Raw genomic sequence first — 14,863 nt, 5'->3', positions numbered from 1 at the left:
AAAATTATTCTTTTTGATGTGTTTTGTTTATTTTAAGGGTATTGCCGCACTGGCATTTTTGTCCTTATCAAAATAATTCTTTATGAGAGTAAACAGCGCGCTGATGCCTATCCTATTGAGCTCCATTTCAACAAGGATGCTCGTTAAAATCCCGCTGATGAAAAAAGCGCCAAAGGATATGAAGAAGGCAGCACTGGGAAACAAGAACAGTGAAGGAATCAAAACAATCCCCGCAAATATTCGATAGGCTATAGTTCCAGCCCGCTTTATTTGCTTTACTATCAATGAGCCTGTTCTTAGTTTGTGTTTCAATTGATAGTCAATCAAAATGTATTGATTTAATGAGCTGTAAATGAATAGAAAAACAAAAAGGCACAATCCTAGAGCCATTAATGGCAGCCAGAAAAAAATGTAGATGAGCTCGTGCGTTGAAGTCTCCACCATCAACACGTTCCAATAAAAAGGAAGTGGAAGTAAAAAGCCTAGAAGTATTGTTCCATATAGTTTAAAAAAAACATGCAAAAACAAACGCCTGTTCGCCTGGTAATACTCCTTGGCCGGCATAATATCCACGTCCAATGTTTTTAATGTTTCTATATCCAAGGCGATGGCCTCTTTTAATTCTTGTGAATTCATTTCTTCATTATTCATGGATAAGCTCCTTCTTTGGGGCTGATTTATCATGATGATCAACCCATTTAGTAAAATAGGCGGGTATAGCCACGTTGGTTTGCCCCAGTTTTTTACCTTCGCCTACATCGTTGTTTGTTGTTTCAACCGCTTGCTGGTATTGACTCTTTAAACGCCCTCCTCCACTGCTTGTTTTATTGACCGCCGCATCGACCTGATTATTAATTTTTTGCTGCATACCTTTGGCTCTTGATGCATCCATGCCAACTCCCATAGTCCTTCCAGAATCCTCCAATGCATTACTGTTTTTGTGGTAGTCAGCTCTCATTTGTGACTCTTTTGTACTTAATGGATTTGCTGCATCCTGATAAAAGGAGTCAATCCGAGCATTTTTAGAAGCATTGCCGTATCGTGCGATTAAACCTTCTCGTTGCTCATGGATAAACTCATTAGCTAACGTTTGTAATTGTTTTAACGAAGCCAGATCTGAAGGATTGGAATACAACGCATCACGAGTTGCTTCATCAGTTCGACTGGCAACATATTTCGAGAAGGCCTGATTTAGATCGGTAGTCACTTGATCAGCGTTTGATTCCACATAACTCCTGGCTGTGCTAATGCGAGCCGCTTTAGACATCGAGGCATCGTAGTTTTGGCTTGCCGTTTGCGCCTCCCTTAAATCGGTACCCATTTGATTCGAAAGGCTTGCCCCTTCCGAATGGCTGTTATCAAAATGATGGTTTTGTGCAAACTGACTCACGTAATTAAGCGCCTGATTAAAGTCTTCTGCTTCCTTCGCTGACATGCTGCTGTCCGTCCCTTCATGGTAACGATCACTACTCGTTGATGACCGATCGAACTTGGCATGGCTATCAGCACCTCCTGTTGCTCCAAAAGCAAACCGCCCAATGCTTCCCAGCATGCTTTTTTCACTTGCAACTCCGGCATGGACATTTAATCCAGCAGCGGTCATATGAGCCAGCGCATCCTCTTGGCTTATCCCTTCGCGTTTAGCTACATCCGAGGCAATATGCGTCATGGTCGATAATGCCTGGCTGTATTGACCGGATTCACTTGTCGATACTCCATCGCCCAAACGCATATCATGACCCTGCATTTTAGATAACTGCACGGCACTGTGCGCAAAACTGGACAAGGACGTTTGATAATGCTGACTTTCATTGGCTGCAGCCTGTCTGGATTCTTCAAAAGCCTGATTTAAAGAGCCGCTTAGGGCCTTTGTATCTGAAATGTGCACGGGGCCTCGTGACATCCCAGGATTTACGTCATAAACAGCATCCCCATGGCTTGTGGTAGTCTTAAGCACACCACTTCCCAATTGCTCCGTGTGCATCCCATGCATGTTCGTCCAATTGGTATCGTGCTTGTTAGCCGAAACGTTATTGGCGCTGGTATTTTCATAGTTCATATTCCAACCGCTGTAACTTGCCATGGAGATGTTACCTGCAGCTGCAGATTGCGCTTCACTAACTGACAAAGATTGTGCCATACCACCAAAATGCTGGGAGGATGTACTCAAAATCTGTCCCAATCCTTTCGTGATGTACAGGGCAATAACAGGAACACTTGCCGCCAATGCACCTGCCGTATAGGCAAAATTACTGTGCATGCTGGCTAATGAATCGATATTAGAGAAGGTCACACCTCCTGTTTTTTGACCAAACAAAGTAATGGTGGTACTTGAGGCCATGGAAACAAACCAATGAAAAATAATAAACATCGGCGGCCATGACCAAAGGTAGATTTGAGATTGCACCCACAGGAAATAAGCATTACTCAGGGTCGGAAAAAAAGAAATCAAAACAACTAATGGAAAGATACACAGCGTCAACATCCACATCACGGTCATATAGTAAGGCAGGCGAAATCCTGCAAGCCAAAAGCTATTGGCTTCAGCGATGTGCATTTTTTGGGTGCTGTCCGTATTGGTGTAATTCATGAGTGCGGCATCAGCTCCTGAGAAAGCAAAAGCATCGGCTGCGGCATCTCGGGTCGCATTAATTAAGATATTTTGGGTGAGCGTTTCGGCAGCATCTTCGGTAATGTTCATGTAATATTTGTGAGCGGCCTCCAACCTGTCACCAAAAGTCTTTTCGCCAGGCAACGAACTGCTGTCTGTGTTGCGTGATGTTAAAGCGCCTGTGGTTACCAGATGATTAAGACGTTCCAACTCCAATTTCGCTGCAATGGGTAGTCGAGTCTTCAAATTGGCTGCTGCATCACCACAACTTAAATTGACTCCATTATGCAGAATCACCCGATAAATGGGTGATGGCTCCTCAAAATAGGTTTTAGAAAGATGAGCACTTTGGGTAAGCTCTTGAGGGCTTAATTGATGGCTTGCCAAAAGTTTTGCCGTAAACACGCATTGGCGGATATAGGACGATAGGTCTTGTGCTAAATCAGGCGACATGGAGAGCCTTGTCTGAGTTGCTGCAAGCCAAGTCCTTGCACCAAAAATCATTCCTGTTTTGTTGTACTCCAGACTATCTGGCATGCGAAATACATCACTAAAGGCGGTCGTAATTCCATACCCCATGCCACTAATCAATGAGGCAGGTAAAGCAACGCCTAGAGGTACATGATCAACCGTTAAGGCTTCTCCTGCTCCTTCGGCTGTCTGCATGTCAATAATAGCCACAGGCACTTTAATGCCCAGCACGCAATACATGACTAAAAAGGTGGTCAGCATAAAGCGGGTTAATGATTCGAGCTTTTTACCCATCACATACTGATAACCGACCATACCAACGGATAGAATCATAATAATGTCACACGCCGTACTAAAGGTAGATTCAGTAAGCAAAGTGGCCATACCATCAAGCAGCTCTTTTAAATAAATCCCATTTTGTGGGGTATAGATTAATAATGGGCTCATTGTGCTCCTCCGGTATAGGATTGTCTTAAGATGGGATTAAGGGCATTAAGTGCCTGCTTCACATTGTTTTGAACCAATTGATTGGTGGTCAGTGCCGCATTAAAACGTGCTCTTGATTCGCTATTAAAATTATCTACAAATTGTTGTGCCACCTGCAGATTTTTAAATAGTTTTTCTTCATGGGCATTTCCTATATCACGCCCTGCAAGGGATGCTCGAATCACTTCAAGTGAGTTTGCAAGATATTGGGCAAGCAAATCCGTTGCTACACTCTGGGCAAGCTCATAACTACTTTGTATGCCAATATTCTGCTGTGCGCTGGCTGAAATAAGCTGAAATACGGACGGCTGGGTGAGTTCAATTAACCCTTTTTGTTGGGGCGTTAAGGCAGTCCCTGATTTGATATTCTCATAAACTCCCTGCAGGATGGCTTGTACTTGAGATACCAGTGCATCTTTACTGCTAATCTCCTGGCTTCCTTTCACATTGATGGCAACACATTTTATAGGCTTGTTCGAATCAGTGCACTTATAGCTGGGTAATTTGCCTCCATAAAGCAAGGCTTTTACAAAATCCTGATTAGTCGCTAAAGAGGGATACGTTTGCATCCCTCCTTTGGCATCAAATACCAGCGTTCCTGAAATTGACATATAGACTTCTGAAATTTCTGTATCTGATTTGATGAATTCATTCAGTTGTAATGCATCCCAAACGACATTGGTATCCAAAAGAGCTCTGTCTTTATATTCCGAATCGTTTTTTGCCTGTTCTAATCGCTTTTCAATCTCCCCTCCTGTCGAACATTTATGTCGGGCTTCTGCCCAATCGGTGTATACATTACGATTACGCCCGATGTCCTCACACAAACGCTGATGTGCCGCTCTATTTTTAGGATAAAGCGCTGCAGTCAGATTTTCTCCCATCTCGCACGAATTAAAATTAGTCCCATTAATATCATTTGCCAGTTTTTGCATGTACTGCATGGCATGAGCAATTTCAGGCAGTTCGGTCTCGAGTGCAAGGTTCATTGCATAGCCTGCCCCGTTACTTAAAATATTCTGCATGAATGAAACAATCTGCTCTGATTTAATAAAGGAAAAACCACCTGCAAAAATATCAATTCCGCCACATCCTGAGCGAAAACCAGGTACATCAACGTGAGCTATCTGAATGGAGCGCACCTGATTTCTGGCATAGACAGAACCTAATGATGCAAATCCTGCTGCCTGTGATTCATAGGAATGGCTACCTGTGACATTCGCAGAATAACCAAGATTATTAAAAAAATGATTTAAATCGGTACTGGCTGATGCATGAACACCATTTCCTGCCACGCAAGTAAAAGACGCAACAACGGTTAGCACAAGAGCTCTAATCATTAAATTTCTCCTCAATGTGTTGCTTTAATTCATGAACTCTTTGTGCCAGCTGATAAGGTGTTGCCTCTCCAAACAAGACAGCGTAGGCTTCCAGGGTATGTCGATTGACTAAAAACAAGGCGGGAACCGTAGGCTTATACCCTCCTGATACATAGAACGTTTGAAAAAGTTCAGGTGTTAATGGTGTGGTATCGAGTCCATCCAGGGATTCTCCATCCAGGCTAAAAGCACGAACCTTAATATGAAATGTTTTTGAAAAATCCTTTAAAACAGGGGAGAATTTTTTACAATGCGGGCAGGTGCTTCGATAAATAAATGCAAAATAATAATTTTTAGATAAATCTTTAGCTTCAGCTGATTCCTTCTGTGCAAAAGCTTTAGGGGCTTGCTTTTTCAATAACAATGCATTGAGTTCTTCAACTGCGACATTGGCGTGCAATGGATTAATTACAGAACAAAGCAGTAAAAAAATGATGCGGACAATCATGCTTCAAACCCCTCATAGCTGTATCGTTTGTAATGAGTCGCCACATCCAGCAGACGTTCCTTTAATTCGGTTGTGGAGACAAAACCGTAGGACAAGGGCAACATTTGTTGTGTTTTTAAATCAACAAGAAACAGTGCTGGCATGTAGCGTGACTGCAAATTCATTGTTTTTTGTATTTCATGAAGAGGTATGTTTTTAGGATTAGGAAGACCTTCAATGGGTTGTCCATCTGTCGTGACCGAAATCATGGAAAAGTGGGTCAGATTGACGAATGGCACAAGATGAGTGATGAATTTTTGCGAAATGGAACTGTTCCCTTTGTAAAAAAGGATTAATCCATAACGTTTCGCCCCTTCTCTGACTACCCTCTCCATTAAAAGATTCATTGAATCATTGCGAATGGCCACAGCCGTATTGTCGGTTGGAAAATTTAAGGAATGATCCAGCTCGGGATGAGACAACAGCACCTGTTGCCAGTACTGGACAAATTTCTGATTGTTTTTGGCATACACCTGCTGGGCTTTCATGTACTCATAAGTTGCATCAAATGATGGGGCAATTAATGCCGATGCGAGCTTATTCATTGTGGCTTTGCGGACTTCCATGAGCTGCTCATAAGGAGTCAGCGAAGGCTTTGGCACCTTTGGATTTTGAACAGGTTTCATCTGAGGCTCTTTGTTTTCTGTACTGTACCAATGAAACCCATGAGCGGGTGGACTTACTAAATCAGCCATGACCGGCATGGAAAGTAACATTAAAATAATAGTGAATAATCTCATTTTTGTTCCGCCTTTTTCTGGACTCGCCGTTTGATTTCATCCATGGCTTTTGAAGGATCTGGGCTATTTAAAACGACATCGCCTACAATTCCTGCTTCTTTTGTTGGCTGTCCTTGGGGAAATGGATAGACAGGGTTTAAAAAATCGATGCGCCCCATATCAAGGCTTTGTAATTCATTCACACTGAGCCCCGCGCAGCGTGTATGCTCTGCATCTCCTAAAGCATTGGGATTTAATTGTCTTAAACGTCCTTCGGCCTGGATAATGCGTGCCATTTTGCTGTCAAAAACACAATAGGTTCGTTTGTGCTCCAGACAGGTGCCAAAAATGGGATCTTTCTGACTGCAAAATTCGCCTACATAATGAGCCAGATAATTGAGTTTGGCTTTGCCTAAAGCCTTATCTTCTTCACGACACAAATCGATATGGAGCTTGTCTGCCCAGCCTTCATTCGAACAACAATCAATAATGTCCCAAACCCAGATTTTGCACTGCACGGGATGGCCTGAAAATAAGGTGGCTTGCGTTTTACCAAACTCAGCGCCAGCAGCCCCTGCAACGGCCATGGGTGCCATCGCCTCTCCAAAACCATCATTCTGAGTTGCTGTATGTTCCGTACAGTCTCCATCGGCACAAAAGAGATCACGCACACAGGGCACAGGCTGTGGGCAGACTGTCTCATCGCAACGATATACCTGCTCATAGAGTGAGCAGGCATTATTGTTCATTAATATGCAGCGCGAGCTTGCCTGTAAACATCCTTTTTCACGTTGCGTTTTACATTCATCGGCTGCAGCGGATGCGCACTGGTATCGTGCATTAAGCTCCCAGCAATCACGGGTGACAGGCAGGCCATTAATGACACGGGTTGGATTGGAATCAGTACACTGTTCTTGTGTTTTTTGACATAGGTTGTTTGTCTCAAGAGTGGCGCATTCATTATCCCAGTGCTCTTCTTCCACATAGGATTTCGAATGAGCATTAATCGTCAATGCCACCTGAATTGGGTAATAGCGACTGAACTTATCTGAAATATACAAAGTGATTACGCCTCCATTTTGGCAGGTTGGAAGTCCCACAACACGCACCCAATGAGCAGAGCCACCATTATTTAAAATGGAGTGAACCGTGGCTTTCATTTCTTCACAGGGATGATTTAATTTCACTGGATTGGTTAAGTGACCGCCTGCGCTATTGGTCATGGCACCCGTTATAAGATTAACCGCAATGAACCCCGTCCATTTTTTATGAACCCAAACCTCAAAATCAGCCCTTTGACTTAAACGCTCGGTGTTCACGGTTACTTTGCGTTTTTTAAAACACTGCTGCTCGGGCAATTGCCTTGATGTATGACAGATTTCCTCATGCGATTTAATGTCACAAGCCTGTGGCTTTTCATCACATTTGACTCGCTCATTAGATTGTCCATGAGTAATTGCATAACTTTCTTCTTCAATTAATTTAGCGTTTTTAATCGCTTCATTTTTAGTATTGATTTCAAATTGGCGCTGACCAAAATGCTCGGTCACAGTATGTCCACCGGCATCATTTTGTAAGGCATTGGCAGCAAAGGTACTTAAATCTGTTTTTTCTGTCTCAACCCCCTGATAATGAAGCGATTGCGAGGGAGTTTCCGTATAGTCTTTGAAGGTATTCTGGGGCTTAAATTCATTCATGGCGCTCAGCGGTTGATTCCCCAAAGATTTTGCGTATTCTTTTAACTTCTGAAAGTCCTGGGCTGTTGTATTGGCAGCCGAGAAAGTGCAAAAGCCAAAAATACAGGCGATAGCCAACATACTTCTAAACATGGCCTTTCTCCAAAATGGTGGCCGCTAATGTCGCTCCTGCGTCTCCTTTCTGGACGATGAGCTCAAGTCCTTTTTTAATGCTTGCATTGCCATACACTACATCAAACGGTTGATTGGCGCAGGGCTGCCCTGAACCGCAAGACCTGGAGGGCTCTGTTACTACAAGCGCTGGAACCGTTGTAATGTGGAATTGATTAAACCAGACTGGATCAATAGAAATTCCCCTAAAGTTTAAATGCTGCTTTTGGGCTTCACTATTGAGGCGTTTAAATGTTTCTATGGTTTGTTTAAAATCCCCATCCACTAACCCATTAATGACCACAGGAATATGAAACCGTGCTGCTTCATCGCTTAATGCAAATAAAAGTGAGTCGGGCATGGAAAAGGATACAAATAAAATGGCACCTTCAGCCCCCTGCAGTTTTTGATTGCTTTGTAAACCGTCTGTGCTGCGTTGCATGAGTGTATCAATTAATAATTGATGCTCTGATTGATTCCGTGAGGACGTGCGCTTTAGCGTTTCAATTGTCTTATTCGAAATGGTTGATACCTGGTGAGCCCCTTCTTCTTGGTAATGCCTTAACTCATCATTAGTGTTTGCAAAGCATCCGCCAATCCCAGTTAGAAACAGAATAATGATTTTAATGTAGTGCGCCATGAAAGGCCTCCTTATAAAAAGCAACAATTTCTCTTGCGCCAAATCATGAAACCAAAATTATCCCCGTCCCCAGGATAGGTATGTCCGGCTTCCCAGGTAATGACTGAACGGCCAAAGGGCTGGCAGCGTTTTGCATCAGGTAATGTGTTGACTAATTGGTAGCGATACCGGCTTTTAGGTAAAATGGAAGAGCGATAAGTGCTACAAAGTGCAGGCCAATCTTTACCAACGGAATCTTTAATTGCTCCAAGGCGATGAAGCTTAAAGTCGGTGCGTTCTGTCAGAAGCGTTGCGGCACTAATGGGACTTGCCTGATTGGCAACAAAACCATTGAGAGGATAGGTGGAGCCTTGAGCGCCCATGCACCAGAATAAAGAATCCATGGCCGTCCCTGCCAATGCTTTGGTTGCATCTGCAGCACAAGACGCACGCACTGGCGGTGTGGTAAATAAGGTGGCTTCAGGATTAAGAACAAAAGCAAACTCAGAGTCATTCCATGTTGGATCAAGTTCACTCAAATACATCACATCAAAATCTTCTGTCTCCATACAGCCGATGGAAGTGAGTACCTGCAGCCAATACATCAGTGGGTATTTGTACCAATGCACGTAATAAAATGCGCCACGCCCATCAGTATCAGGCATTTGTGAACCACCCAGCCCCTGATCTTTAATGTGCAATTGCACCCCAAGATTCACCATGCAATAAGGCTTTCGTGTCACATCCACTAACGCAAAGGGTTCCCAATAACCTATGGTAACTCCTAAAAGTTGTAATTTGTTTGGGCAGGAGCAGATAGGATTGCCAGGGTTTTTCGTATCAGGATATTGGCTCTTTACCACTTCGGAGGAGCCAATGGTTAATGGGAACAAACAATCCCAGCAAATGTCGGTTATAGGATTGACAAAATGCCCCTTACATTGTGATGCATGTAGTGAACCTATGAAGAATAAGCCCACAACAATCGAATAGAAGAATCGTTTATTCATCGTTCACTCCTATTTCTTTGACCTGCCAATCAAGACCTTCCTGACTGACTACGCTTGGAACGTGTTGAAGGTGAAGTTTGGATGAAATGTTGCCGTTCACATCAAAATAAATTCGACCAAAAAGCTCTGCAGCAACTCGAACATCCCCGCCGGTCAAAATAAATTTAACGTGCTTAAAGTCGGTGTAATGTTTTTTAACCCAGGCAACTTGTCCTGCATCATCTGCATTAAAAAAAATCAGAGTTTTAAGGAAATGAACGCGCTCAAATGGATTGATCCGAGTTCCTGCCTTTGCAATTAAGTGCCCATCAGGTGTCCAGACATCATGAGATACAGTCACTGCCGGTGAAATGCGAAACGTCTTAGGCTTGCGAGTCGTGCTCAATGCCAAAGGGGTTGGCCTCATCGCCTGACGTGCGGCTTTCTGCTCTAAATCGCGCTGAACATGCTCTAAATCACCGCTTTGCTGCAATGCATAGAGTTTGTTCATAATGACTTTCCTTATATCCTCTTCCTTGACAGGGAATGTCTGACCATAATGACCTATATTTTTTGCATGACCCACAGGTTCTAATAGACAGAAAAAACCTAGAATAAGGAGAAACAATCGTTTACTAGCGCGCTTCATGTTTTATCCTTGTTATGGTCAAGGCAATAAGCTCATCCGTCACATCCACAGGGGACGGTTTGAAACCCGCCAATACGGACGCACTCACAAGAGTTACCCGATGTGACGCTCCATAATCCTTGATGACTTCTGGGAGGGTGCGCGAAAAGCGCTCCATTATTTTTAATTGTTCTTCATGAGTCAGTTTGGAACGAGCAAGCATTACCGAAGGCGCTTCAATGGCTCGATTCATGTCAACCACCAAAAGAGGAAAAGGCTTAGGCCACATCACCAAAATACCCGCCAGAATTCCAATTAATCCGCCAATTCCTGCAAAGACCCAGTGCATGGTTTTGATCTGGTTAAGCCGCATAAGACCTCCCATAATGCTCCTTTGCCACTCGCGATACGGCATCAAGAAATAACAGTCCCTGTGCCACATAATTAATGACTGCCTGATAATCATCACCATCGGAAGATAAAAGCACGCGAGTAAACGGATCAACAAACAAGCGATGAAAGGAGGAAATACCATTAGCACGCAGCAAAACTTGAGAAAAACCCGCTTCTTTCGCTATTGGGAATGATTTGAGAATAGTCATCTCGTAGTCTGAAAAAGTCTCATGCTTTTTTTGATGCTCTAAAAGCGGTGATTCCTCTTGTAAAAAAACAAGCTTTAATGCGGAATTTTCCCAGGCGGCTCGCGCTTCTGAAAATTCGAAATAATCCTCAATCCCCTGGGTAATCGTGACAAATGATGCTTTATGTCGCCGACCAGTACGAAAGCCTTTGGTAATAAAGTTCACCGCAATTGAATCTCCTGTAAAAAATGACCAGGCTTCATCAATGATGCACATCTTTTGTTTGTTCCTGTCTGAGTTGAACATACGTCTTTGAAATTGGGAGATAACGGACAGAAGAACCGGTGCACGAATGCTTTGATTGTCTTCAATTTCCTTCAAGTCAACTACAATCATACGGGCATCAGGTGATAGTTGAGATGGCTCATTAAACGCTTTGCCATGCTCTGAGGCAGAACAGTAGCGCTGGAGGTTCTTAGACAAAATGCGCGCTGTAGGATAGGTTTCGCGGTCGTGCTCGTACAACGACAATAAGACTCCTGCAACTTCATCAATGCGCGTTTGATTCTGAGTTGCTCCAAAAGCGGTTAAAATAGCTTCTCTTAAAGTGCCTCGGTCGTCATCTGTAGCACCGCTGGTAGGGCAGGTTAATAATTCAAACAAGGCAATGATGTCATCAATTTCCCGTAAAATGTCCGTTACATGGGTAAAGGGATTCATCGCCAAATTGCTGTATTCAAGATAAGTCCCACCGAGTGCCTCACACAGTTTTCTATAGCTCCCGCCCACATCAATAATGAAAATATCTCCGCCATTAAACAGGATATTGAGCATCAGCATCTGAATGAAAAAGCTTTTTCCTCCGCCCGAGGTTCCAGTGACAGCCATGTTGTAATTGCTTCCAAATACACCAGAGAAAGGATCGATGCAGGCAAATTGATCGCGCATGGTAGGCAACAAGATACCCTTACCTACTCCGCGCCAGTCAGAAAGAATGGGCATGTATTGGGTTGCATTCCATGAAGAAATTGGCCACATCATTGTGGGAAGAGAAAAATCCTTAACCAGATTTCCTGTGAAAAAAAATGGCATCGAGACTAAAAAATAGGGACATTGCATGCGTTTACACAATGCCAGTTTAATGTCATTAAACGCAAATACTGTGCGAGCAGCTTCTACATCACGCTCTTTCTCATGAGGTCTGGAAAAAAGAACCACGTTATAAAGCATCTTTACAGAGCGAGTCTTTTGTGAGGATAAATCATCACGAAAGGTACGCCATACCCGTGCCTGCTCCTCCGTTCCCGCCACATTTAATGCGTAATCACTTTTAGATTTTTTATCCAAATCACGGGTTTTACGGTTCGCCCTACCCTGAGCACGTCCTTGCTCTTCAACCAGATAGATGACCGAGATGATGTGGTTGCAGGATATTCTTTTATCAGGATGAAAGATATTGCTGGTATTATTAATATTCTCCCATAAACAATATTGGCGAGGCAGGCGATCAATGGTCAGAACTGATACGGCTGTTTCATAAGCATGCCCAGATTCATTAACCCCTTGAATCACTACTTCATTATTTTTAAATTCAATATCAAAGTCATGAGACAGCGCCTGCTCTTTGAGTAATTTGGTTTTATCATAAATAACAGGGCATGGAGTAATGACATCAGGACAATTATCCAGGTAAAAATGAAGCAAATGCAAAAAATCAGTTGCATCTGCTTGCTTGAATCCAATTTTTGCAGCACTTAAAGATGCTTCAAACGAAACGCGAAACTGACCAAAACAGGCTTTTAAATCACTCTCAGATTCTTTTTTGATTTTATCAATAACGATATAGCAATCTGTATGCGTTAATCGAGGTGAAAGCATCGTGTTGGTTTTAAAACCATGGATGGCGGCTTTTTGATAAAAGGCCTTAAGGTTATCTCCTAACAGACTTAAATTTTCAAATTCGCTTTTTGAAAACTGGGAAGTAAACGCCTCAATATCATTCCCAACTTGATTGTGTTTGACGCAAATCAACTGCAAGGTGAACTCATGCGACACTTTAGATTGCAGCAGCGTATCCAGTTGTTCCGCTATGTGTTCATTCGCACCTGTTAAAGGAATAATGCGATAAATTAATCCTGCGTTGTATTCATTAAAAAACAGCTTCGATTCCTCATCAAAATATTGATAAGGTACTATTTTTTCAGTAAAAGAAGGATATTGATGTGCCTTGAGGTCAAAATCAGATTCATTGTCCGTTAGCTCTTTGTCATTCCAGGCATCCTTAAGCAACTCATAAGTATCTTGAACCCATTCTATAGCGTTTGTAAACATGGCTTTTCTCCTGTGATCTGGTCGGCGCCTACTTATAACCTGAATAAAGAACCTGGCTTTTTGCCTGCTGCACGAATTGACCATCGGGTGTGTAGCGTTTTTCCTGTACCATGCGATTCACCATTTCCATGCTTTGACAACCACCCCTGTCAGCAAAGGGACATCTGGCATCCTCATTGTCCAGGATGGATTTGGAGCAGGCAGATAACTGCGACACTAAGAAAAGAGTAATCAATAAAAATAGAGGTTTAATCATGAAGTGGCTCCTCATTTTGTACGGTTGAAAATAAGGGGGTAGTGGGTTGTCCTGGTTGATTTAAGAGGGGATTCTCAACTGGATTAACGGTTTGAACCATGGGCTCTTGATTATTGGACTGCATCAATGAAGCGCCATTCACAGGGTGTGTATTTAATTCATAGGCACGGCTTACAGTGGTTGTAACCCCAGATTCGTTTTGAGCATGTCCTTCGTTGATAGCGCGTCCTGACTCGTACACCTGATGTTCTTTGTCTATCCAAAAGCCTTTAGTAAATAAAACTGAAACACGACGACCAGCACGTGCCACAACCAGTGGATGATAAATATCAGCAATGCGCATTACATAGTCTGAAATACGATTGGCAGGATTACTAAGCGCACCACCAGCAGCCGATTGAGCAAGGGTTGATGCCTGCCCATAGGTTGTAATGGTGCCAGCCCCGGGATTGATTGTTTGAGCGGTATTTAAATTCTTTAACCCATCACCAAATCCTGCCAGCATGCCTGCCGCTGCCGAATAGGTTAACAGAGGTTTTGTTTTTAAAATGGAAGTTCCGCGTAAATCCTGCATGGCATCCAAATCAAATACAGAGCCGTAGGCCTTTTGTTCAAAATTGATGTTGTTTCCTGCGCAAGACAGTGTTTCTAAATGCATCACCACGGAACTTCCTGATAAATCACCATAAGTGGATACCAGGGCGACACAGTCTTCCAGATGAGAATGCTGGTTGTTGGGCATGATTCCTCCGCTGGTAAGGCGGATTAAAGCAGTTCCCATGTTTTTTGAGCCGTTTATTCCTGCATCACCTAAAACCCCAGTCAGCAACACCCCTTCAACAAAGGTTCCCGCCCAAACGTAATTTTTAGCGGTTCGTACTTCTTTGTTTCTTTTCTTCCGGTTGTTAAATTGCACTGTTTCCAGTCCTGATTTTGCTAGCAGTTCGCGCTCTGCCAGATGCTTTTTCTTTTGCTGTGCTTCCATTTCTTCACGAGTTGGCGGCCTAACGGTGACCAGGCTTGCCTGACGGGTAGAAACCAGTGCAACCTGTAATTGTTCGTTCATTTTTTTATTTTCTTCTTCAAGGTGTGCAAGCTGTTCTTTCATGGCCTGTACCAAGGCTTTTGTTTCCGAATCTTCTGTATTCACAGGTGCTGCTTTCTGCTGATTTTTATGATGTTCTGCCACTAACTCTTTTAAAGAATCAATTTGTTGCTGCTGTTGCAGAAGGAGTGCTTCGTCACTGCCCTGATTAAAAGTACTTTCAAAAATACTCTCGAACGGAGCTTCTTCCTGGTGGACTGGTTTTTTTTTCTCAGCTGATGAGTAACAATAAAATCCATAGGATGCGCCACCCACTAGTAATAAAATGGCCGCGTGCTTCAATTGTTCCTTTTTAGCCAGTTTATTGGCGTTTTGAGGCTTTAGCGTCAGCCATCGTTTTATTTTTTTAAACAT

At 43.1% G+C, this 14,863-nt stretch carries 13 protein-coding genes; all 13 read right to left on the bottom strand.

Going from position 1 to position 14,863, the window contains the following annotated elements; all coding sequences use genetic code 11:
* Positions 1–27: 27 nt before the first annotated feature.
* Complete coding sequence (locus DYH34_RS17630; RefSeq protein WP_058464715.1) at positions 28–651, bottom strand: hypothetical protein; 624 nt, start codon at positions 649–651, stop codon at positions 28–30.
* Positions 644–3,529 carry a conjugal transfer protein TraG N-terminal domain-containing protein gene (locus DYH34_RS17625; protein WP_058464714.1) on the bottom strand — a complete coding sequence of 962 codons (2,886 nt, stop codon included), beginning with the start codon at positions 3,527–3,529 and terminating at the stop codon, positions 644–646. The genes DYH34_RS17630 and DYH34_RS17625 overlap by 8 nt, the downstream gene beginning before the upstream one ends.
* Entirely contained in the window at positions 3,526–4,908 is a 1,383-nt protein-coding gene (locus DYH34_RS17620) for a conjugal transfer protein TraH (protein ID WP_058464713.1), read from the bottom strand. Before DYH34_RS17620 ends, DYH34_RS17625 begins: the two co-directional genes overlap by 4 nt.
* Positions 4,901–5,395, bottom strand: a complete 495-nt coding sequence (trbB, locus tag DYH34_RS17615; protein ID WP_058464712.1) for a type-F conjugative transfer system pilin assembly thiol-disulfide isomerase TrbB — start codon at positions 5,393–5,395, stop codon at positions 4,901–4,903. The genes DYH34_RS17620 and trbB overlap by 8 nt, the downstream gene beginning before the upstream one ends.
* Positions 5,392–6,174: a type-F conjugative transfer system pilin assembly protein TraF gene (gene traF / locus DYH34_RS17610; protein WP_058464711.1), complete on the bottom strand. Its 783-nt coding sequence runs from the start codon at positions 6,172–6,174 to the stop codon at positions 5,392–5,394. The genes trbB and traF overlap by 4 nt, the downstream gene beginning before the upstream one ends.
* Positions 6,171–7,982, bottom strand: coding sequence for a type-F conjugative transfer system mating-pair stabilization protein TraN (gene traN / locus DYH34_RS17605; protein ID WP_058464710.1), 1,812 nt, complete (start codon positions 7,980–7,982; stop codon positions 6,171–6,173). The genes traF and traN overlap by 4 nt, the downstream gene beginning before the upstream one ends.
* Positions 7,975–8,640: a type-F conjugative transfer system pilin assembly protein TrbC gene (trbC, locus tag DYH34_RS17600; RefSeq protein ID WP_238585513.1), complete on the bottom strand. Its 666-nt coding sequence runs from the start codon at positions 8,638–8,640 to the stop codon at positions 7,975–7,977. Before trbC ends, traN begins: the two co-directional genes overlap by 8 nt.
* Before the next feature lie 11 nt (positions 8,641–8,651).
* Positions 8,652–9,629, bottom strand: a complete 978-nt coding sequence (traU, locus tag DYH34_RS17595; RefSeq protein WP_058464708.1) for a conjugal transfer pilus assembly protein TraU — start codon at positions 9,627–9,629, stop codon at positions 8,652–8,654.
* Positions 9,622–10,257 (bottom strand): type-F conjugative transfer system protein TraW, encoded by a 636-nt coding sequence (gene traW, locus DYH34_RS17590; RefSeq protein WP_058464707.1) that lies wholly within the window; start codon positions 10,255–10,257, stop codon positions 9,622–9,624. Before traW ends, traU begins: the two co-directional genes overlap by 8 nt.
* On the bottom strand, positions 10,244–10,609 hold the full coding sequence (locus DYH34_RS17585; protein WP_083501232.1) for a TrbI F-type domain-containing protein: 366 nt from the start codon (positions 10,607–10,609) through the stop codon (positions 10,244–10,246). Before DYH34_RS17585 ends, traW begins: the two co-directional genes overlap by 14 nt.
* Positions 10,599–13,148 carry a type IV secretion system protein TraC gene (gene traC, locus DYH34_RS17580; protein WP_058464705.1) on the bottom strand — a complete coding sequence of 850 codons (2,550 nt, stop codon included), beginning with the start codon at positions 13,146–13,148 and terminating at the stop codon, positions 10,599–10,601. Before traC ends, DYH34_RS17585 begins: the two co-directional genes overlap by 11 nt.
* A gap of 28 nt (positions 13,149–13,176) precedes the next feature.
* Positions 13,177–13,404, bottom strand: a complete 228-nt coding sequence (locus tag DYH34_RS17575) for a hypothetical protein (RefSeq protein WP_058464704.1) — start codon at positions 13,402–13,404, stop codon at positions 13,177–13,179.
* Positions 13,397–14,863, bottom strand: a 1,467-nt coding sequence (locus DYH34_RS17570; protein WP_058464703.1) for a TraB/VirB10 family protein, incomplete at its 5' end; no start/stop codon positions are given. The genes DYH34_RS17570 and DYH34_RS17575, both read right to left, overlap by 8 nt.

Origin of the sequence: Legionella cincinnatiensis (assembly GCF_900452415.1) — a bacterium.
GTDB lineage: Bacteria > Pseudomonadota > Gammaproteobacteria > Legionellales > Legionellaceae > Legionella > Legionella cincinnatiensis.
This window is presented reverse-complemented; position numbering and strand designations above follow the sequence as displayed.

Excerpts from the sequence above, each read along its gene's own strand:
- traU (WP_058464708.1), bottom strand. The coding sequence starts at position 9,629 with ATGAATAAACGATTCTTCTATTCGATTGTTGTGGGCTTATTCTTCATA.
- traW (WP_058464707.1), bottom strand. The coding sequence starts at position 10,257 with ATGAAGCGCGCTAGTAAACGATTGTTTCTCCTTATTCTAGGTTTTTTC.
- traF (WP_058464711.1), bottom strand. The coding sequence starts at position 6,174 with ATGAGATTATTCACTATTATTTTAATGTTACTTTCCATGCCGGTCATG.
- DYH34_RS17620 (WP_058464713.1), bottom strand. The coding sequence starts at position 4,908 with ATGATTAGAGCTCTTGTGCTAACCGTTGTTGCGTCTTTTACTTGCGTG.
- trbB (WP_058464712.1), bottom strand. The coding sequence starts at position 5,395 with ATGATTGTCCGCATCATTTTTTTACTGCTTTGTTCTGTAATTAATCCA.
- traN (WP_058464710.1), bottom strand. The coding sequence starts at position 7,982 with ATGTTTAGAAGTATGTTGGCTATCGCCTGTATTTTTGGCTTTTGCACT.
- DYH34_RS17630 (WP_058464715.1), bottom strand. The coding sequence starts at position 651 with ATGAATAATGAAGAAATGAATTCACAAGAATTAAAAGAGGCCATCGCC.
- DYH34_RS17575 (WP_058464704.1), bottom strand. The coding sequence starts at position 13,404 with ATGATTAAACCTCTATTTTTATTGATTACTCTTTTCTTAGTGTCGCAG.
- DYH34_RS17625 (WP_058464714.1), bottom strand. The coding sequence starts at position 3,529 with ATGAGCCCATTATTAATCTATACCCCACAAAATGGGATTTATTTAAAA.
- DYH34_RS17585 (WP_083501232.1), bottom strand. The coding sequence starts at position 10,609 with ATGCGGCTTAACCAGATCAAAACCATGCACTGGGTCTTTGCAGGAATT.
- trbC (WP_238585513.1), bottom strand. The coding sequence starts at position 8,640 with ATGGCGCACTACATTAAAATCATTATTCTGTTTCTAACTGGGATTGGC.
- traC (WP_058464705.1), bottom strand. The coding sequence starts at position 13,148 with ATGTTTACAAACGCTATAGAATGGGTTCAAGATACTTATGAGTTGCTT.